Source organism: Mesorhizobium sp. M0678 (assembly GCF_040320505.1).
Lineage (GTDB): Bacteria > Pseudomonadota > Alphaproteobacteria > Rhizobiales > Rhizobiaceae > Mesorhizobium.
Genome location: NZ_JAMYPT010000003.1, coordinates 281,201 through 306,422 on the forward strand (window position 1 = coordinate 281,201; position 25,222 = coordinate 306,422).

General features: G+C 61.1%; 23 protein-coding genes. 11 read left to right on the forward strand and 12 right to left on the reverse strand.

Annotated features, from left to right (window positions below):
• Positions 1 to 152: 152 nt before the first annotated feature.
• Entirely contained in the window at positions 153 to 1,019 is an 867-nt protein-coding gene (locus NKI29_RS07865; RefSeq protein WP_352795792.1) for a PfkB family carbohydrate kinase, read from the reverse strand.
• Between the two features lie 102 nt (positions 1,020 to 1,121).
• Here NKI29_RS07865 and NKI29_RS07870 point away from each other — a divergent pair, with 102 nt between their 5' ends.
• Together NKI29_RS07870 and NKI29_RS07875 are read left to right on the forward strand one after the other, a co-directional pair.
• Positions 1,122 to 2,123 carry an SIS domain-containing protein gene (locus NKI29_RS07870; RefSeq protein WP_352795794.1) on the forward strand — a complete coding sequence of 334 codons (1,002 nt, stop codon included), beginning with the start codon at positions 1,122 to 1,124 and terminating at the stop codon, positions 2,121 to 2,123.
• Between the two features lie 64 nt (positions 2,124 to 2,187).
• A complete protein-coding gene (locus tag NKI29_RS07875; protein ID WP_352795795.1) occupies positions 2,188 to 3,315 on the forward strand; it encodes an NAD(P)/FAD-dependent oxidoreductase in 1,128 nt (375 codons plus the stop codon).
• A 685-nt stretch (positions 3,316 to 4,000) separates the two neighbouring features.
• Here NKI29_RS07875 and NKI29_RS07880 read toward each other — a convergent pair.
• From NKI29_RS07880 to NKI29_RS07895, 4 genes are all read right to left on the reverse strand, one after another.
• Positions 4,001 to 4,438 (reverse strand): TA system VapC family ribonuclease toxin, encoded by a 438-nt coding sequence (locus NKI29_RS07880; RefSeq protein ID WP_352698766.1) that lies wholly within the window; start codon positions 4,436 to 4,438, stop codon positions 4,001 to 4,003.
• The gene (locus NKI29_RS07885; RefSeq protein ID WP_023679266.1) at positions 4,435 to 4,662 is read right to left on the reverse strand and encodes a hypothetical protein; all 228 of its coding nucleotides are present in this window, start codon (positions 4,660 to 4,662) and stop codon (positions 4,435 to 4,437) included. Before NKI29_RS07885 ends, NKI29_RS07880 begins: the two co-directional genes overlap by 4 nt.
• 343 nt (positions 4,663 to 5,005) lie before the next feature.
• On the reverse strand, positions 5,006 to 5,599 hold the full coding sequence (locus NKI29_RS07890; protein WP_352795796.1) for a DJ-1/PfpI family protein: 594 nt from the start codon (positions 5,597 to 5,599) through the stop codon (positions 5,006 to 5,008).
• Between the two features lie 147 nt (positions 5,600 to 5,746).
• Positions 5,747 to 6,448 carry a GntR family transcriptional regulator gene (locus NKI29_RS07895; protein WP_352795797.1) on the reverse strand — a complete coding sequence of 234 codons (702 nt, stop codon included), beginning with the start codon at positions 6,446 to 6,448 and terminating at the stop codon, positions 5,747 to 5,749.
• Positions 6,449 to 6,771: 323 nt separating this feature from the next.
• Between NKI29_RS07895 and NKI29_RS07900 the strand changes: the two genes are divergently transcribed.
• Genes NKI29_RS07900 through NKI29_RS07910 form a run of 3 tightly spaced genes read left to right on the forward strand, consistent with a single transcriptional unit; the run spans position 6,772 to position 10,334 of the window.
• Positions 6,772 to 7,998: an iron-containing alcohol dehydrogenase gene (locus NKI29_RS07900; RefSeq protein ID WP_352795799.1), complete on the forward strand. Its 1,227-nt coding sequence runs from the start codon at positions 6,772 to 6,774 to the stop codon at positions 7,996 to 7,998.
• 18 nt (positions 7,999 to 8,016) lie between these two features.
• A complete protein-coding gene (locus tag NKI29_RS07905) occupies positions 8,017 to 9,504 on the forward strand; it encodes an NAD-dependent succinate-semialdehyde dehydrogenase (RefSeq protein ID WP_352795801.1) in 1,488 nt (495 codons plus the stop codon).
• 8 nt (positions 9,505 to 9,512) lie between these two features.
• The gene (locus NKI29_RS07910; protein ID WP_352569973.1) at positions 9,513 to 10,334 is read left to right on the forward strand and encodes an alpha/beta hydrolase; all 822 of its coding nucleotides are present in this window, start codon (positions 9,513 to 9,515) and stop codon (positions 10,332 to 10,334) included.
• On the opposite strand, the gene NKI29_RS07915 is transcribed toward NKI29_RS07910, so the two are convergent.
• From NKI29_RS07915 to NKI29_RS07940, 6 genes are all read right to left on the reverse strand, one after another.
• Entirely contained in the window at positions 10,335 to 11,084 is a 750-nt protein-coding gene (locus NKI29_RS07915; protein WP_352569974.1) for a ribonuclease activity regulator RraA, read from the reverse strand. It lies immediately after the preceding gene.
• Between the two features lie 22 nt (positions 11,085 to 11,106).
• The gene (locus tag NKI29_RS07920) at positions 11,107 to 12,270 is read right to left on the reverse strand and encodes a mandelate racemase/muconate lactonizing enzyme family protein (RefSeq protein WP_352569976.1); all 1,164 of its coding nucleotides are present in this window, start codon (positions 12,268 to 12,270) and stop codon (positions 11,107 to 11,109) included.
• 33 nt (positions 12,271 to 12,303) lie between these two features.
• Positions 12,304 to 13,401: an ABC transporter ATP-binding protein gene (locus tag NKI29_RS07925; RefSeq protein ID WP_352569977.1), complete on the reverse strand. Its 1,098-nt coding sequence runs from the start codon at positions 13,399 to 13,401 to the stop codon at positions 12,304 to 12,306.
• A 10-nt stretch (positions 13,402 to 13,411) separates the two neighbouring features.
• Positions 13,412 to 14,302, reverse strand: coding sequence for a carbohydrate ABC transporter permease (locus tag NKI29_RS07930; RefSeq protein ID WP_023679256.1), 891 nt, complete (start codon positions 14,300 to 14,302; stop codon positions 13,412 to 13,414).
• A complete protein-coding gene (locus NKI29_RS07935) occupies positions 14,299 to 15,258 on the reverse strand; it encodes a carbohydrate ABC transporter permease (RefSeq protein WP_352725929.1) in 960 nt (319 codons plus the stop codon). The genes NKI29_RS07930 and NKI29_RS07935 overlap by 4 nt, the downstream gene beginning before the upstream one ends.
• A 78-nt stretch (positions 15,259 to 15,336) precedes the next feature.
• On the reverse strand, positions 15,337 to 16,815 hold the full coding sequence (locus NKI29_RS07940) for an ABC transporter substrate-binding protein (RefSeq protein ID WP_352693453.1): 1,479 nt from the start codon (positions 16,813 to 16,815) through the stop codon (positions 15,337 to 15,339).
• A 208-nt stretch (positions 16,816 to 17,023) separates the two neighbouring features.
• Here NKI29_RS07940 and NKI29_RS07945 point away from each other — a divergent pair, with 208 nt between their 5' ends.
• From NKI29_RS07945 to NKI29_RS07960, 4 genes are read left to right on the forward strand one after another with little or no spacing between them, the layout of a single operon-like run.
• Positions 17,024 to 17,734 carry a GntR family transcriptional regulator gene (locus tag NKI29_RS07945; RefSeq protein WP_023679253.1) on the forward strand — a complete coding sequence of 237 codons (711 nt, stop codon included), beginning with the start codon at positions 17,024 to 17,026 and terminating at the stop codon, positions 17,732 to 17,734.
• Positions 17,735 to 17,788: 54 nt separating this feature from the next.
• Entirely contained in the window at positions 17,789 to 18,955 is a 1,167-nt protein-coding gene (locus tag NKI29_RS07950) for a mandelate racemase/muconate lactonizing enzyme family protein (RefSeq protein ID WP_352795802.1), read from the forward strand.
• Positions 18,956 to 19,011: 56 nt separating this feature from the next.
• Entirely contained in the window at positions 19,012 to 20,373 is a 1,362-nt protein-coding gene (locus NKI29_RS07955) for a mandelate racemase/muconate lactonizing enzyme family protein (RefSeq protein ID WP_352795803.1), read from the forward strand.
• A 17-nt stretch (positions 20,374 to 20,390) separates the two neighbouring features.
• Complete coding sequence (locus tag NKI29_RS07960; RefSeq protein ID WP_352795804.1) at positions 20,391 to 21,590, forward strand: mandelate racemase/muconate lactonizing enzyme family protein; 1,200 nt, start codon at positions 20,391 to 20,393, stop codon at positions 21,588 to 21,590.
• Positions 21,591 to 21,868: 278 nt separating this feature from the next.
• Here NKI29_RS07960 and NKI29_RS07965 read toward each other — a convergent pair whose 3' ends face one another.
• Positions 21,869 to 23,455 carry a serine hydrolase gene (locus NKI29_RS07965; RefSeq protein ID WP_352724948.1) on the reverse strand — a complete coding sequence of 529 codons (1,587 nt, stop codon included), beginning with the start codon at positions 23,453 to 23,455 and terminating at the stop codon, positions 21,869 to 21,871.
• 224 nt (positions 23,456 to 23,679) lie between these two features.
• On the opposite strand from NKI29_RS07965, the gene NKI29_RS07970 reads away from it, so the two are divergent.
• Both NKI29_RS07970 and NKI29_RS07975 read left to right on the forward strand, forming a co-directional pair.
• Complete coding sequence (locus tag NKI29_RS07970; protein ID WP_352700864.1) at positions 23,680 to 23,964, forward strand: hypothetical protein; 285 nt, start codon at positions 23,680 to 23,682, stop codon at positions 23,962 to 23,964.
• Between the two features lie 221 nt (positions 23,965 to 24,185).
• Positions 24,186 to 25,199: an ABC transporter substrate-binding protein gene (locus tag NKI29_RS07975; RefSeq protein WP_352579882.1), complete on the forward strand. Its 1,014-nt coding sequence runs from the start codon at positions 24,186 to 24,188 to the stop codon at positions 25,197 to 25,199.
• The last annotated feature ends 23 nt before the right edge of the window (positions 25,200 to 25,222 follow it).

Sequence of the window (25,222 nt, forward strand, 5' to 3'; positions counted from 1 at the left end):
TTACGATTGGCCGAACTCGGCCCTGCGATCCCACTCGACGTCTCATCCATCAAAACGCTCTTAGGTGGCGTTTTGGCCAGATAGGTGAGAACGTTATCATTTCCTCTAGCATTGTCCATTTCTCGCGTCAATTGTTTCGGAGAATTTCGCTGCTAGACGGTTTTCCAGTCTTGAGCGTGCCGAGCTCCGCGAAGGATCTCCGGCGTCATCTTTCCTAACTCGATTGCTGTCGCATGGCCGATCGCCCCGTAGTACCGGCAGGTAGCGGCCGCGGCCTCCGCGGCATGGCCGAGAATGTCTTGAGGCGCCTCTTCCTTAAGCAGGCCGAATAGCGTTCTGGCGATGAAGGTGTCGCCCGCGCCCAGGGTGTCGACCGGTTCGACCAGCCGCGCCTGGGTGCGGTAAGAGACGGTGTCGGCGTGAAGCACCGCGCCAGCTCGACCGCGAGTCACAAGAACCCACTTTGAACCACATCCAAGGAGTTCGGCTGCGATTGCGGCCAATTCGTTGTCGTCGAGACCGTCACCCGAGACGGAAGCCAGATAGCAATAGGGCCCAATCTCGCGTCGATGTCCCGGTTCCCGCCGCGTAGAAAAGTCGTAAGACAACAGTGACTTACTCGATACAGCGGCAACCCACGGGTCTAACCCGCTGGACTGGCCGATGTGGACGGCCTGAAAGCCCGAGAGAAAATCCAGATCTTCTTGCGTCGGCGTAAACACCGAAACGCCTAGATCGAAGTCCAGGAAAATCCGATCGGCGTTGCGGTGACCTATGAAGCAGTAAGCGGTCGGCCCCTCGAGGCGCCGTAATCGGGTGACGTCCACGCGCTCCGACGCCAGTGCAGTGCGGATCAGGTCCCCCGCCCGGTCTTTGCCGATCGCTCCGACATAGGCCGATCGCCCACCGAAGCGGCTGACATAGACCGAGACATTGAGGCAATTTCCGCCAGGATACATCTCGCCGCGAGCAAGATAACAATCGACCACGTTATCGCCTATCGCGGCAATCTTGACCATTGCAGGACTTTCAGTTTAAAGGATGTGATAACGTTCGCACAATGGCTGCCACCTGTCAATTGTGCGCCGGCCCGCAGCTCTGCCAACGAGAAGAGGAAGCACATGATTTCCGCCCTGCCCGCCGACGTGGAACGCGCCCTGACCGCTACGGCGGGCAGGCGGTTTTCGCACCTATTCCTCGTGGCGTGCGGCGGCTCGCTCTCGATCATGATGTCAGGTAAATACTTCGTCGACCGTCACAGCGGCACATTCGCCTGCGACATCTACAACGCGGATGAGTTCGTCTGCCGAGACCCGCGACGGTTGGGACCTGACGCGCTCGTTGTCCTTTGCTCGCAGACCGGCACCACCCACGAAACTGTGCGAGCGGCCAATCATGCAAAGAATCGAGGCGCAACGACAATCGGCATGACGCTCGACCAGATATCGCCCCTCGCGCAGGCGGTCGACCACGCAGTCGCCTACCAGGCCTCCTACACGACGGGCAAAGCAATCGATTCAGCCTGCAGTAACTACGGCGTGCTCTATATGTTGCTCGCCGGCCTGATCGATGCTCGGGAGGATGCCGGGCTAACTGCCGATCTGCTGATGAGCCTGAGCCATCTTCAGCCGGCGATAGAGCGTGCGCACCGGACCTATGCCGACCGGTTTCAGGCCTTCGCCCCCCGTTTCGCGCCGCGCAATGCGATCTACACACTGGCCAGCGGTGCCAGCTATGGTGCGGCCTATTCGTACGCCATCTGCGTGTTGATGGAGATGCAGTGGTACGACTCGCAGGCCATACACGCCAACGAGTTCTTTCACGGCCCATTTGAGGTGGTGGACCGGGATGCTTGCTTCGTGGTCTTGCTGGGTTTGGACGAGACGCGGAGCCTTTCCGAACGCGCCCGCGACTTCCTTTTCAAACATGGAAGCCGGGAAAACATCCTGGTGCTAGATGGAGCGGAACTCGACCTCAGCGGTATGTCCGATGACATCAAACCCTATCTCGTGCCCTTGGTCTTCTTCGACACTCTATGGCGTTTTGCCTATGAGCTGGCCGGCCTGCGTGGCCGGCCGATGCTCGATGGCCGGCGCTACATGAAGAAGCTAACGGACTACTAGTTCCGCCGCGCTCTGCAGCGATCCAACAACTCCCAGCCCGGCTTCTGCGTAGAAGGATTTCTCGATGACTGCATCTGCAAAACCGCGCCAAGTCGTCGTTGTCGGCGCAGGCATCTTCGGCACCTCTTCCGCGCTGCACCTCGCTCGTCTTGGCTTTGATGTAACCATTGTCAATGACGGCGCGCCGGCCAACGGTGCATCCGGCCGTTCACTTTCCTGGCTGAACTCAGCGCGACGTGCCGACACTGCCTATCACCGCTTGAGGCTTGCAGGCATCGACCGCTATCGGACCCTGGCGGCCACAAGGCCGGAAACCGCGTCGTGGCTTCGCTTTGACGGCGGCCTCACCTGGGATGCGGATGATGAGGCGAACCAGATCGCGTCCATTTGCCAGCTGGAGCAGGAAATTGGTTATGACGCGCTTCTGCTCGGCCCTGCCGAAGTTGGCGCAATGACGCCCGGCGTCAATGCCAATGCAATCACCCCGCAGGGCGCAATCTTCAATCCTGGCGAAGGATGGGTCGACCTGCCCTCCTTGATCGATCTGCTACTCAATGAATTCCGCTCCCGCGGCGGCAAGCTTATCCAGGGCGCTGGACGCGTGCGGATAGATGCCACAAGTGGTCGCGCGCGTGGCGTCGTCACTGCCGATGGTGCGCCGATAAAGGCGGATGCAATGGTCCTTGCCGTTGGGCCTGCGACGCCTGTCATGCTTGCGGAGATCGGCGTCCATGTCCCCGACGCCACGCCGATTTCACTTCTTTTGAAGACCAAGCCGATCAAGACCGAGCTCCGTGCCGTGCTGAATACGCCGCGCGTGGCGGTGCGCCCGACGCCGGATGGCGCACTTGTTTTGGATTCGGCGTGGTCGGAGGAAGAAGTCGTGATCAACCCGGGCGGAACCTACACCGTGCACGACAAGACCATCAAAGGACTGCTCGACGAGGCTAGTGCCGTGCTCGACGGTAATCCGCGGCTCCAACTCGCTGCCTATGCCGTCGGCCCGAAGCCTATCCCCGGCGACGGCGAGCCGGTGCTTGGCTCAGTCGAAACCGTTGCCGGGCTTCACGTCGCCTTTAGCCACAGCGGCGCCACGCTTGGACTGATCGTCGGCGAATTGCTTGCCAAAGAAATCGCCTCCGGCAATCCGCACCCAATGCTTGCAACCTTCCGCGTCAACCGTTTCAGTTGACAGGGCATCGCGGCCGAGGTCGATCTGTCCAGATGGGCCGCGGGCCTGGGGAATCCTGGCAAGAATCGCTAAACAGCGAATTTCTGCCTCTTGCAGCTTCAACGTTGGACCGAGGGTGGTCAAGGCCAAGAAGCTGAGGTGCCCGGAGGAGCATCTCCAACCCGAATCCGAGCGTGAACTCGGCCGCGCCAGCCATCGAGATGAACACGTCCCGCGGCAGGCCGAAGGTCGGAAACGGCTTATCTTCGACCAGCGGGTAGAACTACTCCGGATAGGCTCGATGTCGCGAGGTCCTGGAGGTTGTAAGGTGGGACACGAACGTGCGGCGCGTCTGTCTGGCGCCAGTCTCGAAAGTGTTGGCGACTACACCGCCAGCGCCCCCCTGAGCACCGATGTCTTGCAATGGATCACCCAGCAAACATTCGTTGCTAAGAAACAACAGCTTCGCTTGGTAAGCCGACGCATTGTACCAGTCGCAGGCAGCCGCGCAACGGTTCAAGTCCGACCTTGACTGGAAGCTGGAGGACGAACCATCGAAGAGGGGCGGCATGTTCAGACACTCGTGGCCTTGGACGAACGGTAGCGCATTGCGGCTGAGCGCACCGGCCTGATGGTGCTGCGCGGCTACGCCTATCTCAAACTGCGCGGTTCGGCGATGCAGAACAGACAAAAAGAGCCCGGGGGTCTACCTTGTGGGAATCAGGTGCAGTGCTGACTTCCCGCCCTTTACCGCCGCCCCCGACAGCTTGCGGTCAAAGCTGGCTAGTTGGCCGCCATGCGCCTTGGCGAGCGCAAGAAGATAGGTATCGGTGACCTGTGCCGAGGTCAGGATTTTCGCAGCATCGATGTCGCCGGAGCCAACCAGGCTCACATCGTCGGGCCAGAAGCTGTGCCCGTGCAGAGCCCGCAACTTGGCAACGATTTGCGCAACGACGGCGGGCGAGCCGGGAGAATTGGGATATCTTTGGTTGCCGACGATGCGCAGGACGCCGTTTTCGGTGATGGGACACGTAGCCCATGCGGCGTTGCCGGCCTGTTCGAACCAGTCATGCGCGTCGTCATGGGCGACGTGGCCAGGATCGATCAGTGCGATCAGCACATTGACATCGAGCAGGAACGTCAAGGCAGTTCGTCTCGCAGGGCATTGACCGTCTCAAGCGTGACAGGAGGTGCATCCGGCCGAGGCGACAGTAGAGGAATCCCGTTGCGCTCGCCGCCGGCTTGAGGCCGGCGCAGCGAGCGCCGGGCGAGATCGGTGATGACCTCGCCGAGGCTGCGATCCTGCTGCCGGGCGATGGCCTTGGCCGCGACCAGGACATCGTCATCGATCGCCAGTGTGGTTCTCATGTCGCCCTCCTGGTGCGCATCAATCATCACGCATCATATAGAGCAGCAACGTCGGGTACTCAAGCGGTGCGACTTCCGACAGCGGTGCGACTTCGTAGCGTCGTAAGCAGATGAGTTGTCCGGATTAGGTAGCACACGAGTTGTCCGATCACTCGTAAGCGAGTTTGGTTTCCCTCACCCTTTGACTACCGACAAAGTTGCGCAGGGCCGAGGGGACCGTTATGGCCGCGCTACCTAAGGGACGTGCCTTCCGGAAGCTTATCAGCTCGGGAGACTATCGGCAGAAGCTACCGAGGCTGCAGCAAGGACCGACGCACCCTTTTGGATGCGTCGGAGCAAAGGTCTACGCGTGGCGGATCTCCGTTCCCAGCACCTTCAGGCATTCGCGGATGAACGCTGCAAGCGCCGTCCAGCCCTTTGCCGAAACCATCGTGCCATCCACATATGCCTCCGTTGGAGACAGGTCGATATAGGTGCCGCCGGCAAGCGTCACTTCGGGCTCGCAAGCCGCCAGTGCACCGACCTTCTTGCCACGCACGACGCCGTCCACCGCAATCAGGATCTGCACGCCGTGGCAGATCGTGAAGATCGGCTTCTTGGTTTCGTGGAAGTGGCGCACCATCGCCTGTACGCGCTTGTCGGTGCGGATGTATTCGGGGCCACGCCCGCCGGCGCAGTAAACAGCGTGATATTGATCCAGCTGCTTCTCAGCGTCGGAAAAGGTCTTGTTGATCAGCGCATAGTGGCCGAGCTTTTCGGTGTAGGTCTGATCGCCCTCGAAATCGTGCAGCGATGTTTTGATCAGGTCTCCGGCGCTTTTGTCTGGGCACACGACGTGGACGCTGTGGCCCACCGCTTCCATCGCCTGCTGGTAGACGAAGATTTCGTATTCCTCGGTGAATTCACCGGTCAGCATCAGGATCTTTTTGCCTGGCATGGTACTTCCTTTCCTGTGACAACGGCCGGGCGAGACCTGTACTCGCCTGGTAGGTTTGAGTTTCTAGAAGGGTGAATCGGGGAAGTAGTCTTCGTTGGCACTGGCCTGCGTGATGACCGTCAACGGCGGGTAGACATCGGGACAGTCTCAGTCGAACGCCAGCAACAAACGGTCGCGGGAATGCTCGATATGGCGACGCATCGCCTGCTCGGCAGCGGCAGGATCGGCCGCAGCGAAAGCGGCCAGGATGGCCTCATGCTCGTCAAGCGCCTCCTCGGTGACGCGCGAATGGAACATCAGGCGGAATATGTGGAAGTGGGTATGCTGGTGCGCCAGTGTCTCGCGCACGAGTTCGTTGTTGGCGAATTCCATGACCTTGTCATGGAAAATGGCATCCTGGCGGGCGAAGTTGGAATACCGCAGGCGCTCGTCCTTGCCCTCACGGCGCGCCATGACGCCGGCCGATGTCTGAAGCTGTGCGAGCTTTACCTCGTCCATGAGCACCGCTGCCTTGGCTGCACCATGAGGCTCGAGCAGCAGGCGAAGCTCGTAGAGTTCATCGAACCGTCGTTTCGTAATCTGCGGCGCAGCGCGGTAACCGATCAGATGCGTCTTCAGCACCAGGCCTTCGCCTTCGAGCCGGCCGAGCGCCTCGCGGATCGGCGTGTGGGATACCTTGAATTCCTTGACCAGGCTGTCGACGGTGATGCGCGAGCCCGGCGCAATCTTCAGGGACATGAGTTGCGCAAAGATCGCTTCGTAGACGTCCTCAACCAGGCTGCTGGAGCGCTGGATACGCCCGCCGGCGAGGTTCGCTTCGTCTAGACTGGGTAAGTTCATGGCCTGCATGTATTGCCTCTTGACACATTGAGTTGCTAACACGATGCTCCGGCCAATGCAATCCTATATCCTATACGATTTTATAGAGGATATCATTTGCGGCAGCTAGGAGACAAAGCAATCGAATTTGCAGTGGCCCTGCTGGAACAGCGTGCCGCCCTGGCAGCCCGTGCTTCCTCACCTGCTGAACGGACCGCCAGCGTTGCGGGCGATGGTTCGGCACGTCGATACGCAACCGCGCTGCGAGACGGGTTTTACATCGAACCCGGCCTTTGGGCCGAGTTGAACGCCATCTCGCATTCCAATCCAGTCATCATCACAGGATGCAGGTCATGAGCCTTTTCGCTGCCCTAAGGCTGCCGCGCGAAATCCTCTTCGGGAAGGGCCAACGCCACGTCATTCCGGTTGTCGCGGCCAGGCTCGGGCGTCGCGCACTCGTCTGCACCGATGAACGTTTTGCCGCAACGGGCCCGTTCGCAGAGATTGTCACGGGGCTGCGAGCCGCCTCGATAGACGTACTGGTGCATGATCGTGTGCTGCCCGACGTTCCTCGGGACACCGTTGCCGTCTGCGTCGAGGAAGCACGGAAGTTCGCGCCCGACATGGTGATCGGCATTGGCGGCGGCAGTTGTCTCGACATGGCGAAATGCGCCGCGTTGCTCATCAGTCACGGCGGTCAGCTCCAGGATTACTACGGCGAGTTCAAGGTGCCCGGCCCGACGCTGCCGCTGATCGCGGTGCCGACGACAGCCGGCACCGGCTCTGAAGTTACCCCGGTTGCCGTGATCTCGGATCCGGATCGCACGCTGAAGGTCGGCATCTCCAGCCCGTATCTGATCGCGGCCGCGGCTATCTGCGACCCTGAGTTGACGATGACATGCCCGCCGGGATTGACGGCAATGGCAGGCGCCGATGCGCTGACGCATGCAATCGAGGCCTTCACCGCCGCCAGGCGTGGGACCGATCCCGGCCTTCCGCAGAACCATGTCTTTATCGGCAAAACCGCCTTGACCGATCACTTCGCCCTGCTGGCGATCAAGCTGCTTGGCCGAAGCCTTGAAACGGCATACCGCCGGCCCTCTGACGAGGACGCCCGGGCCGACGTCATGATGGGTGCACTTGCAGCCGGCTGCGCGTTCGGAACGGCCGGCACGGCGGCAGCGCACGCCGTGCAATATCCGGTTGGCGCGATAACCCACACCGCTCACGGATTGGGTGTCGCCACCATGCTGCCATTCGTCATGAAGTACAACAGAACAGCCGCAGCGACCGAGATGGCCGAGATCGCCAACGCCCTCTGCCTCGATGGAAAAGGCCGGACGCTCGAAGAGTTGGCCGACGCGACCATTGGCGAGGTCAGTCGGCTGTTTGGGGCAATCGGGATCACCCCGACGTTGGCCGAGCTGGGGCTGCCTGCCGACAAGCTCGATTGGACGGCGGAACAGGCGATCGGCATCGAGCGCCTCATCAAGAACAATCCGCGGCCATTCGATTTGAGGTCCATGCGACGTCTGGTCCAGGCCGCCTTTGATGGCGACCTCGCCAGCTGCGTCATGTAAACAATCGGGAATATCGAGATGAACACGTTTTCACAGGTTCTGGCTGACGATCAGGGCATCAGCGACTTCCACACAATCTCGCACGGGCTGTATATTGGCGGCCAATGGCGGCAGTCCGCGGATGGCAGGGTGATTCCGGTCGTCGATCCTTCGACCGAGGCTGTCATCGCCGCTGTGCCGGATGCGACCGTGGACGACGCCGCCACTGCCGTTGAAGCCGCTGCCAAGGCAGCCCATGGCTGGCGAACAACGCCGCCGCGAAAGCGTTCCGAGATCCTCCGACGCTGCTTCGAACTGATGACGGAACGATCGGAGGCACTGGCTACTCTCATCGCATTGGAAAACGGCAAGGCCCTGCGGGATGCCCGCGGCGAGATCGCTTATGCCGCGGAATTTTTCCGTTGGAATGCCGAGGAGGCGGTTCGCATAACCGGTGAATTCGGTACTGCGCCTTCCGGCACCAATCGCATTGTGGTCGACTACGAACCGATCGGCATATGCATCCTGATCACGCCCTGGAATTTTCCTGCCGCGATGGCGACGCGCAAGATCGCGCCGGCACTTGCCGCTGGATGCACGGTGATCCTGAAGCCGGCCAGTGAGACCCCGCTTACCGCCTACTCGCTGGCCGCGCTCTACCAGGACGCGGGCGTTCCACCAGGGGTGGTCAACGTCCTGACAACCTCCAGTCCCGGGCCTTTGACAGCCGCCATGCTGGCCGATCCGCGGGTGCGCAAACTCTCCTTCACCGGTTCGACGGGTGTGGGTCGCGCTCTGCTGGCAGAGGCTGCCAGGCATGTGATCTCATGTTCCATGGAACTCGGCGGCAACGCACCGTTCATTGTGTTCGACGACGCCGATCTCGAAGCGGCGCTCGATGGCGCAATGGTGGCCAAGATGCGCAACGCCGGCGAGGCCTGCACGGCCGCAAACCGCCTCTACGTCCAATCTGGCATCTACGAAGCCTTCTGCGAGGGCCTCGAGAAGCGGATGTCGTCGCTCAAGGTCGGCGCCGGCACCAACCCGGACACGGAATGCGGGCCTATGATCACGAAAAAGGCGATCGAGAAGATAGACCGCCTTGTCGTCGACGCGGTCACACGCGGCGCGCGGGTCTTGTGCGGCGGCTCAGTCCTGTCCGGACGTGGTTTCTTCTACCCTCCGACAGTGCTTCGCGACGTGCCGGGCGACGCAAAGATGGCGCATGAGGAGATATTCGGGCCGGTGGCGCCAATCTCCAGCTTCGAAACGGAGGCCGAGGTCATCGCGCGCGCCAATGACACCGAATATGGGCTTGCTGCCTACATCTACACGCGCGATCTGGCGCGCGGCATGCGGGTGGCCTCCCGGATCGAGGCCGGAATGATTGCTCTCAACCGCGGGCTGATGTCCGATCCGGCAGCCCCCTTCGGCGGCGTCAAGCAGAGCGGGCTCGGCCGCGAGGGAGGGCAGCATCACGGCATTGCGGAATTCATGGAGGCGAAATACCTCGCCATCAGCATGTGAGCAGAAGAATGCAAGGCGATCCCTTTCGCATCCGCGACCACGTCGCGGATTTTGACGAAATCGTGCAGGACTTCGTTGATCGCAGCGAGGTCGCCCGCGCCACCATTGCGATGACCGCTGACGTGGCCTACGGACCGGATCCGACCGAGACCATGGACCTGTTCTTTCCCGCGGGCAAAAGAACGGCGCTTCCGGTGCACATCTTTGTCCATGGCGGCTACTGGAGAACGTTCTCCAAGCGCGACTATTCATATATGGCGACGACGATTACCCAGGCCGGGGCCATTGCCGTCATCCTTGATTATGCTCTGATGCCCAAGGTCCGAATGGCGAGGATCGTCGACCAGGTGCGCCGGGCCAAGCACTGGGTCCTGGCCAACATCGCCGATCATGGCGGAAGCCCGGCGGCCCTGACCGTCAGTGGTCATTCGGCTGGAGCCCATCTTGCAACGTTTCTGTTCGACGGCGAGCATACCCCCTCGAATGTGAGGGCAGCCCTTCTGCTGAGCGGGCTCTACGATTTGAAACCGCTCCAGGATTCCTTTCTCGCCGACGAGATTGGAATCACCGACGAGGAAGTCGCCATGTTTACGCCGCTCGCCTGTCGGCATGATCCTCAAACCAGGGCGGCGGTTCTGGTCGGAGCCAATGAGACGCCACCCTTCCATCAGCAAGCCGATCGATTCATAGCGGGCTTGCTGCGGCAGGGATCGTTGGTAACATCGCTTGTGCTCACGAACCGCAACCACATGGACAGTGTCAGAGATCTTGGCGTGCCAGGGACGGACGCTGCTGATTGCCTTACAGAACTGATCGCCAAGGCCCGCTGACTAACTCGGGTTCTCCAGGCGGTTTGTTTTGCGCCACTCCTCGTACTCCCCGCGGGCATCGTCATGCAGCGGATAGTAGCGTTGCAACGGGCCGCCCTCCATGAGCTTCGCTCGCGAGAACTCCTCCCAATCGTGATGCTTTTGTGATTCTTCGATCACCTTCGGGGCCATTGCGACGGGAAGCACCACCACCCCGTCGTCGTCGGCGACGATGATGTCGCCGGGGATCACCGTGACACCGCCGCAGGCAATCGGAACGTTGACGGCATTGGGATAGATGCTGGTTTGCACATGATAGTTTGGCGTCCAGCCGCGCAGCCATAGGGGCAGGTCGAGCTTTTCGACATTGGGCCGGTCGCGCATGCACCCATCGATGACGATACCCGCCCCGCCCCTGCCCTTGAAATACGTCGACATCATATCGCCGAAGACGCCCGAGCTCATATCGCCGCGCGCGTCGACCACGACCACATCGCCCTCCTGCGCGTGATAGAGCACGTGTCGGTGCAGCTGCGTCTCCGGATCGGCATATTCTCCTTCGGTGAAGAGGTCAGGCCGCTGCGGCAGGAACTGCAGCGTCAACGCCGGCCCGACGATCGACTTCCCGTGGTTTTGCGCCACCGGACCAACCATGTGCGGATTGCGGAAGCCCATGTGGCCAAGCGTGCCGGCTACCGTCGCGGCGCCGATCTCCCTTAGCGCGTCGATCAGGTCTTTAGGCGGCCGCATGATGTCGGAAGTATGCGTCATTGTGGACTCCGATTGAATGGAACTACCAGTTCGTAACAGAACCATCGCGGCGCTTAAGGTGAGGCGCTTCCCAGAAACGCAAACTCTGCGCCTGGACCGCAACTTCGTTGACCTCGACGCCGAGTCCCGGCAGATCGCCGACCGGGTAATCGGTCCCGTCGAGCCGTGGTTGCACGGGGAAGAAGTCGGAATTGTCGAAGCCCAGCTTTGTTTCGGGCGCCCTGGTCTCGAGCCACGCGAAGTTGGGTACCGCGGCAGCGAGATGCACGGTCGCGGCCGTGCACACTGGGCCAAGCGGATTGTGCGGCATCAAGTCCACATAGTGCGCCTCGCTCCAGCCAGCGATTTTCATCGCCTCGGTGAGCCCGCCGACATTGCAAACATCGATCCGGTTGAACTGATGGATGCCGCGCTCAATGTAGGGCAGGAACTGCCACTTGCTGGCAAATTCCTCGCCGATGGCAAAGGGGATGTCGGTCATCGTGCGCAGCGATTCATAGGCCTCCGGCGTTTCGGCCCGTATCGGCTCCTCGAGGAAATCAAGCACGCCGCGACCGAGCTTGTTGCAGAAGCTCGCCGCCTCTGCCACCGACAGCCGATGATGATAGTCGAGGCCGAGGACCACGTCGCTGCCCAGCGCCTCGCGCGCCTTGTTCAGCATACTCGCGGTAGCGCCGATGGACTCGCGCGGCTCGAAGATGTCCTTGCTGTTTTGCCCGAAGGGGAAGAAGCGGATCGCCTGCCACCCCTGCGCGCGAAGTTCGCGGGCGCGTTCGATGGCAACGTCGCCCTCGGCCTCGTCGCCGGTCGAGGCAAAGGTGGGAACGCGGTCGCGCTGCTTGCCGCCCAGCAGCTCGTAGACCGGCACGCCCAGCGCCTTGCCCTTGACGTCGTGAAGGGCGATGTCGATGGCGGAAATCGCCGCCTGAAGGACTCGCCCGCCTTCGAAGTACTGGCTGCGGTAAACCTCCTGCCAGATCCGCCCGATCTGCATCGGGTCGCGGCCGATGAGAAACTCGCGATAGTGCTCGACCGCGCCGGCCACGGCCCTCTCGCGACCGCTCAAGCCGCTCTCGCCCCAGCCGAAGATGCCCTGGTCGGTCTCGACCTTGACGAGCATCTGGTTGCGCGTTCCTACCCACACCGGATAGGGCTTGATGGCGGTGATCTTAAGCTTCTCAGTCATCCACGCCCACGTTTCACGCGCATTCGCCCTATCTCAGTTGGCCTTGAGGGCCATTTCAGTTTCGCCATCGAACAGATGCATCCGCTCCTGGTCGAACTCGAGCCAGATCTGCTCGTCGGGCGCGACGGCAATGTTCGGCGGCACGCTGACGTTGACGATGGCGCCGGACAGGAACGCCTGAACGAAGGTGACGTCGCCGGTCGGCTCCACCGTATAGGCTTTGGCCGGGACGCTGCCTGGCACCGCACTCTTGTGGAGCTTGATCGTCGAGTGACGTGCGCCGAGCACGACTTTCCGGGTCGTCGCTTTCGCCACCTTCTGGGCATTGCGCGGTGAGAGCTCAAGGCGCCAGCCCTCGGCGCCGGTCAACACCGTGTTGCCGTTTGCCGTCGAGGCCTGCAGCGGAATAAGGCTCATCGCCGGGCTGCCGATGAAGCTGGCCACGAACATGTTCACCGGATGGGCAAAGACCTGCGCCGGTGAATCGTATTGCTGCAGGTAGCCGCCATTCATCACCGCCATCTTGTCAGCCATGGTCACGGCTTCGAGCTGGTCGTGCGTCACATAGATGATCGTCGCCTTGAGGTCCTGGTGGAAACGCTTGATCTCCGACCGCATCTGCACGCGCAGTTTGGCATCGAGGTTGGACAGTGGCTCGTCCATGAGGAACACTGCGGGGTCGCGAACGAGGGCACGGCCAAGAGCCACACGCTGCTGCTGCCCGCCCGAAAGTTCGCGCGGCTTGCGCTCGAGCAGGTGCGTCATGTCGAGCACTCGCGCCGCTTCCTTGACCTTCTTGTCGATCTCGTCCCTGGGGAGTTTGCGCATCTGAAGCGGGAACGCCAGGTTCTTGTAGACCGATTTCTGCGGGTAGAGCGCGTAGTTCTGGAACACCATTGCGATGTCCCGGTCCTTGGGGTCGAGGTCGTTGACCACGCGCTCGCCGATGATGATGTCGCCCGATGTGATCGGGGTCAGCCCAGCGACGAGATTGAGCGTGGTTGTCTTGCCGCAGCCTGAAGGGCCGACGAGCGCAACGAACTCGCCGTCATTGACCGTCAGCGAAACGTGGTTGACAGCTTTGAAGCTGCCATAGCTCTTGACGAGATCTTGGAGGACCACGTGGGCCATCGGCAACTCCCTAGTGCTTGACCGCGCCTTCTGTAAGGGCGCGTACGAAGTATCGTTGCAGGACCAGGAACAGCACCACGACGGGCACACTCATCATGAAGCTGGCCGCCATCAGGCCCGGAAAGTCCGTCGTATTTTCCGAGAAGAAGCGTTGGATGCCGACCGGCAGGGTCAACTGCTCGTTCTTGGAGAGGAAGGTGTAGGCGTAGATGTACTCGTTCCACGCGCCAATGAAGGAATAGATTGCGGTGGCGATGATCCCCGGCGTCGAGAGCGGCATCACGATCATGATGAAGGCCTGGAACCGTGTTGCGCCATCGATGCGCGCCGCCTGCTCAAGCTGCACCGGGATATTGTCGTAAAAGCCCTTGAGCAGCCAGATCGCCAGCGGCAGGCCAAAGGTGAGATAGGTGAGTATCAGTGAGCCATGCGTGTTTATCAGACCGATCGCGCGCATCAGGATGAAGAGTGGCACGAGAAAGATCACCGCCGGGAACATATTGCGCAGCAGCACGGCAAAGAACAGGAAATTCCGGCCGGGGAAACTGAAGCGCGAAAACGCGTAGGCCGCTGGGACAGCCACGATCACCGAAAGGATTGTCGTGACGGTCGACACGAAAAGGCTGTTCCAGAAGAAGCGGAGGAAGTCCTGGCCGACGCTGTTCTGCGGATCGAGCAGTTTCTGATAGCTGGCGAGGGTAGGTTCGTCCGGCCACCATTGCGGCGGGAATTGCGTCGCCGCGAATCCGGACTTGATCGAGGTGATCAGCATCCAGATCATCGGCAACGCGGTATAAAGCAGCATGAACACGAGGAATATGCGCCCGGCCCACCGCCATCCGTCGACGCGCATGCGGCGACGGGTCTGGGCTCGAGGGGCTGTCTCGGCAATCGTGCTCATGCGCTCCCCTCTTTCCGCTCGTTGCCGCTTAACGCACGGACGTAGAAGTAGCCCAGCGTCATCAGCGTGAGGAACAGGAGCACCGAATAAGCCGATGCCACGCCCCAGCGTTGCCGTCCGAAGGCGAGCTCATAAATGTGGGTTATCCAGATATGCGATGCATTCGACGGCCCGCCGCCGGTCATGATCCAGGGGATGATGAAGGAATTGAAGTTGGCTACCGCGAGCAGCAGCATCGTCACCACTGAGACGTTGCGCAAGTGCGGGAAGGTGACGTGCCAAAAGCGCTGCCACGCATTGGCACCGTCGACTTTTGCGGCGCGCAGCAATTGGTCGGGGACTGTCTGCAGGCCGGCCATCATCATGATCATGGCAAACGGAAACTCGCGCCAGATATTGACGACGATCAGGGAGGGCAGCACCGTGCTGACATTGTCGATGAAATTCGGCGGCTGGGCGGCCAATCCGAGGCCGACCAGCACCGCGCCGATGATCCCGAAGTCCGAATGGTAGATCCACTTCCAGATGTAGGAGGCGGCGACGGCGCTGATGACCCAAGGGATGATCAGGACGGCGCGCAGGACACCACGGCCGATGAAATCGCGGTGGAGCGCCAGCGCTGTGGCAAACCCCAGGACAAAGGAGATGAAAGTTGACCCCAGAGTCCAGATCAGTGTGTTCCAGGTGACTTTCCAGAACACCTGACTGGTGAGGATGGTCGTGTAGTTGTCGAAGCCGATGAAGGTCTTGTCGCGGAGTTGCAGGCCAGGCGGTGTCTTAAAGAACGACAGCTCGACCGTGTAGTAGATCGGATAGGCGATGACGATGAGCATCACGGCGATCGCTGGGAGCACGTACGCGTAGTCCGCGCGATGCTCCCAGATCTTCCGTAGCGCGCCGGACCAACCGGGTTGCACTCTTCGGCGAGCCTCGGCCTTGCCGGTCACGATCGTCACTTGTGGCGTGCCCTTATTCTTCGGAACGAGGCGGCTGCGCCAGCGGCGCAGCCGGTCAGATCGTAGGTCAGGCTTGGACTAGAGTCCGCCCATCAGGTCTTTTACCTTCTTGGCCGCGTCGTCCGCTGCCTCGTCGACGGTCATCGCTCCGGTCAGGGCATTCTGCAGCATGTCCGGGATGATGATGTTCATGATCTCGGGGGCCTGCGGCAGTGCTGGGAACGGGATGCCGTATGGCAGCATCGAGGTCGTGACATCGAGGAACTTGATGTTGTCCAGACGTTCCTTCATCCACTTGGTCTTGAAGCCGTTGAGGTTGCCCGGATTTGATCCGGCGTAGGCCATCTTCAGCGACCATTCAGGGCTCGTCCACATGCAGATGATAGCTTTCGCAGCCGGCTCGTCTACCTTGCCGCCCTCGACATATTCGGGCTTCAGGATGTGAATGTTCGAGCCGCCGAACACGACGGCGCGCTTGCCGTCGGGACCAGTCGGGATCAGGCCGTAGCGCATGTTGTCGATGACCGTCTGCGCCTTGTCCTTGTCGGTGCCCGTCGCCTTTTTCTGCAGGTCGAGCATGACGTTGTAATCGGACGGGTGCGAGATCATCATGCCGAGCTGGCCGGCGACGAACAGGGGCTGGTTATCGGCCTGCTGGTTGGTGAGTGCCGAAACCGGAACCGACTTGTCGCGAACATACATGTCGTACGAGGCTTGCAGCGCTGCCTTGCTCTGCGGGCTATCGAGCTGGACCTGCTCATAGGTCGGGTTTGCCGTCGCTTCGTCGAAGACGCCGCCGCCATAGGCCCATAGCTGTGGCATGAAGCGGTACGGCGTATTGCCGGCATTCTTGCGAGCCACGAGGCCGTAGCCGGCAATGCCAAGCTTGTCGTGGATCTGCTTGGAATATTTGACGACGTCGTCCCAGGTTGCCGGAGCCTTGTCTGGATCGAGGCCCGCACGCTTGAAGATGTCGGCATTCCAGATGAACGCCATCGTCTCATTGTTGGTCGGAATGCCGTAGGTCACGCCCTCCCAGGTCACTGCCTTCATGGCGCCGGGCCAGAAATCCTCGGTCGAATACCCCACGTCCTCTGGCTTGAGCGGCTGCAGATAGCCCTTTGAGGCGAACTCGGTACCACCCAGGATTTGCAGGCGGACCGCCATCGGCGCGGCATTGCCCAGGAGCGCGGTGCGGAACTTGTCGAGAAGGTCGTTATAGGTGAGGGCTTGTTCCTCGAGCTGGATGTTCGGATATGTTTTGCGGAAGGTCTCGAAGAATTCCTTGTAGTACTGGCGCAGGAGGTCCGGGTCGCCCTCGAACACGCCCTGATACCAGAAAGTCAGTCGCCCCTTGTAGTCGAGCGGTGTGACCTTGGCGCAATCGGCCGCCGTGTCAAAATCCTGTGTGCCCGCAATCGAGCGCACATATTCCGGCGACCACTTGCTCAGGTCGACCGGCGGTGCACCCAGCGCCGATGTAGACGTCAGGGATGCCATCAAAGCAGTGGCGACAGTGCCGCGCAGGACGGCACTGCCGAGCGCAATTCTCGTCATAGGTATCCTCCCTGGTTCTCCCATGCCGCCCTAAAGCGGTCCTTGCTCGTTTCGATCGCGAGGATGCTTCTTTCAGCTCAGTGTATCCTCCCGATCGCTTGGTACGTTTTCAGATCATGGATTGCCTGTCAACGCGCAGAATCGTACATTGTTTGCGCAAGCCGTGTGTGATATCGGGCAAGGTATGTATTAAATTGGGGAGCCGGCCTTGGCCGAAATAAGCGATTTCAAAGCGATGCCACCGGTGGGGACCGATCCCATCGGGGCCTCCAGCGAGGGCGCCTCGCTTTATGAATTGATCAGGGAAGATATCATCGAGGGACGGCTCGCCGCCAACGAACGGCTTGTCGTCACCGATCTCGCCCGGCGTCACGGCACTTCGACCAATCCTGTGCGCGAGGCCCTGCAGTTGTTGCGCGGCGAAGGGTTTGTCACCTTTGTCGCCAACCGCGGGGCGCGCGTCCGACCCATTGATCAAGATTTTGTCCGAGATATCTACGAGATCGGTGTTCTGATCGAGCCAGCCCTGACACGATGGTTTGTGAATATGGCGACCGGCGAGGACATCGCCGAACTCGAACGTCTCCAAGGCCTGATCGAAGAGAACAATTTCGCCGACACATTCAGGCATAGTGAGCTGGATACCGCTTTCCACACCGTGATGTACCAGCGGCACTACAACCGCCACGCAGCCGAGCTTTGGTGGAAGCATCGCGAAGTGCTGCGAGCCGTGAGCCGTCGTTTCAATTTCACGCTGGCGCGACGTGCCGCGATCATGCGCGAGCACCGCGAACTCATCGCGCTTGTGAAGGCGGGAGAGGCCGACAAGGCGGCCGAACTCGTTTCCCGCCATGTCGAGGGTTCGGGCCGGCATATTCTCGAACAGATGCGAGCGCGCAACGCCGCTCGGGCCGGATAGAATGTCCAGTCCAGAACATCGTTAGCTGACCATTTTCAGGCAAAGGTAGTTGAGATGAAAATCACGAGCATTCGGCCGTGGCTGATCAAGTCCGATGCTTCCTACTGGGGAGAGTTCCTGTTCGTCGAAGTGACGACCGACGAGGGAGTGAGTGGCTGGGGAGAGATCACCACAACGACAAGGCTCGCCAACCGCGCTCTCTGCACGATCCTGCGGCAGATCGGCGTCGCCGTGACAGGCGAGGATCCGGCGCGTATCGAGCATCTCTGGCACAAGATCTTCCGCAGCTTCACCTACATGGGAAGCCGCGGCGCCGCCGTCGAATGCGTGAGCGCCATCGATATTGCCCTCTGGGACATCCGGGGCAAAGTCCTCGGCAAGCCGATTTACGAGCTGCTTGGCGGGCCGGTACGCGATGAAATCGCGCTCTACACCCATCCCAACCAGGCCAAATTCACCAGCAAGGAGGCTGTGGTCCGCGAAATTCTAGACATTGTCGAGTCCGGACACACTGCGCTCAAGTTCGATCCCTACCCCCACCAGGGCCGCAGCGCCGATGGCCTGCCCCGCGAACAGCGAGACGGCTACCTTCATGGCAGCATGACCCGCAAGGACGAGCGCGAAGCCGCCGAACTCACGGCTCTGATCCGCGAAACGGCAGGACCCGATGTCGACATTCTCATCGATGCGCACGGCCGCTTCGACGTCCCCACCGCCATTCGCCTCTGTCGGAGCCTCGAGGAGGCCGGCCAGATCGACTGGTTTGAGGAGCCCTGCCCGCCCGAGAGCCTTAACGCCCTCAAGCAGGTGCGTGAGAAGGTCAATACCGCCATCTCGTGGGGCGAGCGCGGCCACACGAAGTGGGATTTCGTGCCGGTACTCGAGAACAGGCTCGCCGACTACATCATGCCCGACGTTACCTGGACCGGCGGCATTACCGAACTCAAGAAGATTTCTGCGCTGTGCGAAGCCTACTACGTCCCGGTCTCGCCACATGACGCCGCGGGACCAATCAACGTGGTTGCGGGAGCGCAAGTGATGATGACCGTTCCCAACTTCTACAAACTTGAAACATCGGAGTGGAACCTGGGCAAATACGATCACCTGATCGACAGACCACTCGACATTTCGAACGGCAGCCTCAAGCTGTCGTCGAAGCCTGGTCTCGGTATTGAGATGGACCGCGACTACCTGCAGGCCCACGAGATTGAGCTGGGCTAGCAACACGCTGTGCCGGCCCAGGCTGCGGGACGACAAGCCGAAAACGAGGATAAGTCATGGCAAAGACAGGTGACGCCGACGAAGCGCTCAATCGGGTGAACGCGAACTCCAAGCCATCCCAGCTTCGCATCACCGACATGCGGGTAGCCGAAATCGTCGGCGCGCCGTTCACCTCAACCCTGCTCAAGATTTACACCAACCAGGGCATCGTCGGGCTTGGCGAGGTGCGCGACGGCGCCAGTGCCACCTACGCGCTGATGCTGAAGAGCCGGCTGCTTGGCGAGAACCCTTGCGACATCGACCGCCTGTTTCGCCGGATCAAGCAGTTCGGTGGCCACGGCCGGCAAGGCGGCGGCGTCTCGGCGATCGAGATCGCGTTGTGGGATCTCGCCGGCAAGGCCTATGGCGTTCCCATCTACCAGATGCTCGGCGGCCGGTTTCGGGAGAAGGTGCGCGTCTATTGCGACACCGACGCTACCGTGCCGAGCGGCACCGAGACCGGCAAGCGCCTCAAGCAGCGCATGGCGCTCGGCTTCACCTTCCTCAAGATGGATCTGGGGCTGATGCAGATCGCGGATGTACCCGGTGCGGTCGTCTCCCCTGCCGGTTCACTTGAAGGGTACCGCATCCATCCCGGCCGCGGCCCGGTCAAGACCATGGAGGAGCGGCGCGCCCGCAATGCCGCTTACGATTTGCATAACGTCCCCCATCCGTTTACCGGCCTCCACTTTTCCGACAAGGGCCTCGACCTGCTTGAACAGTATATTGCCGAGGTCCGCGATGTTATCGGCATGGATATTCCGCTCGCCATTGACCATGTCGGCCACATCTCGCTGCAGAACGGCATTCGGCTCGCCAGGCGGATTGAAAAATACGTGCCGGCCTGGCTCGAGGATGTGATCCCATGGCAGTACACTGAGCAGTTCCGGCAACTGCAGGCCGCCACTACGGTGCCGATCTGCACCGGCGAGGACATCTACCTTAAGGAAGGCTTCGAGCCTCTGCTCAAGAGCGGCGGCCTCTCCATTATCCACCCGGACCTGCTCACCAGCGGGGGCATCCTCGAGACCAAGAAGATCGGCGACATGGCCCAGGACCACGGCGTCGCAATGGCCATCCATATGGCCGAAAGTCCAATCGCCGCAATGGCCGCGGCACATGTCGCGACCGCGACCGAAAACTTTATGGCGGTCGAATACCACTCTGCCGATGTCGACTGGTGGGACGATATCGTCACCGGCGTTCCCAAGCCGCTCGTGAACGACGGCTTTATCACTGTTCCGGACAAACCTGGCCTGGGGATTGACGACGTCGTCGACGAGGTGATCTCGCAGCATCTGCAGCCGGGTGTCACCGGCATCTGGCAGCCCACGGATCACTGGGACAACGAGTATTCCTGGGACCGTATCTGGAGCTGAGGCGAAAAGAACCGAAGATGAAGATCACCGATCTCCGCTGCGCCGTCATCGGCAAACATCCCATCGTCCGCATCGTTACCGACGAGGGCCTCTATGGCCTTGGCCAAGTCGAGTTCACCAAGACCTATCTCAAGCCTTGGGTGCTGCATTTCCGTGAGGCGCTGATCGGCGAGGACCCTACCGACGTCGAGCGGGTGATGCTGAAGATCCGCCAACGCGGCTCTTTCAAGCCCTATGGCGCGGCGGTAAGCGCTATCGAGCATGCGCTGTGGGACATAGCCGGCAAGGCCGCAGGCGTGCCGGCCTACAAACTGCTCGGCGGCAAGGTGCGCGACAAGGTGCGTGTCTATAACGGCTCGATCCGCCAGAAGCGAACGGGGGACCGGCCGGAGGATTACGCCGCTGACGTGAAATGGATGATGGAGCAGCCGCAGAATTTCTTCATGATCAAGCAAGGGATCTCGTTCCACTCCAACATGAAGGACACCATCGAGGACTTCCATTACGGCGTGACGCAGAATAAGGCCGGCTACCACGGTGCCATGGATCAGGGCGTCATCAGCGAGCGCGGTTTCAACCACATGCTCGACTGCGTGATCGCGATGAAGGAAGTGCTGGGCGACAAGGTCAGCCTGGCGCTCGACTGCGGCCCGGGCTGGATGCTGCCCGATGCAATCAAGTTCGCTCGCGCGGTCGAGAAGTACAATTTGATGTGGCTCGAGGACATGCTGACCGGCGACTATGTGCCGTGGGTCAATCCGCAGGCCTATCGGGAGCTGACCACCGCCACCTCGACGCCAATTCATACCGGCGAGCAGATATACCTGCGGCACAATTTCAAGGAGCTGATCGAAACGCAGGCGGTGCGCGTCATCGGCCCCGATCCGGCCGATATTGGCGGCATTGCCGAGCTCAAATGGGTCGCCGAGCACGCCTGTATGCACTCGATCCTGATGGCACCGCACGGCACCGCGAACGGCCTTCTCGGCCTCGGCGCGCTGATCAATGTCTGCGCCACCCTGCCCGCCAACTACATCGCGTTCGAATACCCGAGCGCCTCCGACCCCTGGTGGGAGGACCTCGTAATCGGCCTGCCGTCGCAGATCGTGAAGAACAGCATGGTGGACTTGCTGGAAGCGCCGGGGCTGGGCCTCGATATCGACTCCGAAGCAGCCAGGAAGTATCTCCGGGAAGAGGATGCAGGCTTCTTCGACTGAACCATCCTTCTTGCCCCACCCGGCACCACGCGGACTGATTCTCGCAAATTGGCATCCAGAATGACCGTTTCGGGGCCTGGAGCCGTCGGTCTGCTTCGGATCAGCGGCTGGCCAAAGCCGACAAGCTTGTCGGAAGCTCCCGAGCAAATGCCGGCTTCCTAACTTCTACGCCCGGAAGCGAACCGTCACAAATCCGCCATCTCAGGCGTCACCTTGCAGACGGCCGGTTCGCCTTTTCGACGGCATGCGGTGTATGAAGCACCCGACGCCTCCACCCCCTACCTCTGAAAACGCCCCAACCCGTTCTCATTGAGATAGTCCACCGTCATCACCCGCGCTCGAATGCCGTCGGGGGAACCGACGAACTTCACCGATGACAGCGAGCCGGTCGGCGCGTTCTCTCCGCGGGGCGTGAGGGCGTAGGTGTCGCCGTCCCAGTGCTCGAGCGTGAACTGCATGGGCTTGGGGCCGAGTTCGAGCATCAGCTTGTCGCCATCGGCCCGCACGGTGGCGGTGTCGAAATAGTTGCTCGTATATTGGCCCTCGTAGAAGGATGGACTGCGCGCCTTGGCGGGGTTCGTCGGCTTGTCCTTGCCGGCGAGGTCGCCCACCGGCTTGTAGTAGGCCATGAACCGCGGCTTGATGTAGGGATACCAGTCGCGAGTGACCTGGCCATATTGCACGATGTCCATGAAGCTGGCGGCGACCGCCTCGGCGGCGCCGACGGGGGAGCCGTTGGTGAGCACGACGATGCCGACATCGGCCGAGGGCAAGATCTGGAAGGTGGTGCCGGCGCCGAGCAGGAAGGCGCCGGAATGGCCCATGGTGGTGCGCCCATTGGCGTTCACCCCCACATTGAAGCCATAGCCATAGGAGCTGGCCCGCGTATCGGGCGTCTCGCCGCGGTAGGTCACGCTCTGCGGTGTGATGGCGGGCTGCAGGATCTTCGGGTCGATCATGGGCTGGCCGTTATAGGTGCCGTCGCCAAGCAGCAGGATCATCCACTTGGCAAGATCCTGGACGCTGGAGGAGACGCCGCCCGCCGGCGCCTGCTGGTCGGGGTCGCGGTCATAGAGCGGCTCGAACACATTCTCCGCCACGCGCGCATGCAGCAGGGCGCGGTTCTTGCCGGCGGCAATGAAGTCCTCGTGCCGATAGCTGCTCGAGCGCATGCCGAGCGGATCGAACAACAGGCTCTTGGCCAGCGGCTCCCAAGGCTGTTTCTCGGCGTGGGCCACTGCCTCGGCGCCGACCGTCGTGCCGAAATTGGCGTAGTGATAGGAGATGCGGAAGGGATCGAGCGGCACCATCCACAGGCTCCCGACGATCTGCTTGCGCTGGAAGCCGAGATCCTCGAGTTCGTCGCCCGCCGCCATCGGCAGGCCCGAGCGATGGGCGAAGAAATCGCCGATGGTGGCGTTGCCCGAGACATAGTCGAGATTGAGGCGAAAGCCGTCCCAGACCTTGCCGACCGGGGTATCCCAGTCGAAGCTGTGGTCCTTCGTCATGGCGATCGCGGCCACCGTGGCGGAGATCGACTTCGACACCGAGGCGACCTGGAAAATGGTGGTGCTGCTGACCTTAGAAGTGTCGTCCCGGTTGTCGCGAAGGCCATAGCCCTCGTCAAAGATCATTTTGCCGCCATGCACCACCGCCACGGCGAAGCCGGGGACGTCGGATGCTTCCTTGACTTTCTTGACGATGTCCGGCAGCGCGGCCAGCGCCTTCTCGACACCGCCGGGATACAGCTGCATAGCATCCTGCGGCGGCGATGGCCCAAGCTCCGGCAGGCAGGACTGCGCGGCTGCCACGGCGGGCAGCATGGTAACGAGGGAAAGTACCAGGAGAGCAGCGACCTTCTTCATTGCATGTCCTCAAACTTGCACCGGCAGATGATCGGACCATACGCGGCAAGATGAAAGATGGTTGCGGCTATTTTCCAATGAAATGTTTAAGTTCAAAGATCAGACAGAGACGGCGGCTGCGTGTGATGTGATTTCGGAGTGGTGAAGTATCCGTGTTACCTACGTGCCCGGCAATTGGATGGGATTGGGCGGGAGAACGTCAACTTTCCAAGCCCGAGCGGCAAATGGCATCCGATCACGAGTTGTTCGCCAACGGGCTGGCGGCCAACCAGAAAGTCATCGAAGCCAGCTATATGGCCCATCGCGAGGCAAATGGCCTGTACCTAGGGGTCCTAATGGCCGAGGGGCCGGGACGCGAGGCGGACAATCCGCTCACCAACAGACAGAGCCGCTTGCCGCTCGTTCAATTTTGGGCCGATGCAGGCCGCATTAGACTCGAAGTGGCATTCGCAACCGCGGAAGCGGTCTCCCTGACAGCGAGGCGCTGGCGTGACGTTTGGCGCGAGTAAGTTTTGCGCTCGCAGCCAACACAAATTGGGCGTATCGTGGCATATCGTCGGTTGCTAATAAATGAGCCGGCGACTGAGAGCGCAAGACTCCCGCAGCGGACTGGGCGCGCTAGAATCCACAACTACTCGTCGCGCCCACGAGACCATCTGCCTCTGCCGGAACCTCTTTTGCTCGGTTCCGGCCAGAATTGTCGTTTGCGATTCGGAAGAGGAGCGTTCGGATGCAGATCATGCAAACCCGCCGCCGATTCCTGGCCGGCGCTGCAATGGCGGGCGCTGCCGGCATCGTCGGTCTTCCGGAGTCACTCCACGCGGAGCCGTCGCTGGAAACAACGACGGTTCGTCTGCCGCGGTGGGTTGGTGGTTCCTACTGCTGGGCCGGCGCGTACATCGCCGGAGAACTGATGCGCGCAGATGGCTTCACCGACGTTCGCTACGTGGAAGCCGACAGAAGCGTCGACCAATCGGAATGGATCGCACGCGGTGAGACCGATTTCTCTGTGAATTTTCCGCCGAATCAGATCGCGTCGATCGATGCCGGCGTGCCGATCAAGGTGCTAACCGGGTTGCACTCGGGATGCCTCGAACTGATCGCCAAGGAGAGCATCCGCAGCGTCGCGGATCTGCGGGGCAAGAGGGTGGGCGTGGATGGTTTCAATAACTCGCGACACGTGTGGCTGACTCTCATGTCCGCTTATGTCGGGCTCGATCCCGTGAACGATATCCAATGGGTCCTGACTGAAGATGCCACCCCGACGGAGCTCTTCGTCCAAGGAAAGATCGATGCATTCCTCGGCACGCCGCCCCAGCCGCAGGAGCTGCGCGCCAAGAAGATCGGCCACACGATACTCAACAATGCCGTCGACCGCCCATGGTCACAGTATTTCTGCTGCATGATCTCCGCGACAACGGACTACGTGAACAGGTACCCGGTGGCGACCAAGCGGGTCTTGCGATCCATCCTCAAGGCGGCTGACCTCTGTGTGTCGAATCCGCAGAGGGTGGCCCGGCAGATGGTCGATCGCGATTTCGTCCCATCGTATGACTACGCGCTCCAAACGCTGAAGGATATCCGGTACGACCGGTGGCGGGAATTCGATCCTGAAGACTCCCTGCGGTTCTACACACTCCGCATGCAGGAGACGGGCATGATCAAATCGAGCCCGCAACAGATCATCGCCGACGGAACGGACTGGCGCTTCCTCGACGAGTTGAAGCGTGAGCTGAAAACCTGATCCCATTTGTCTCAAGGGGAGAC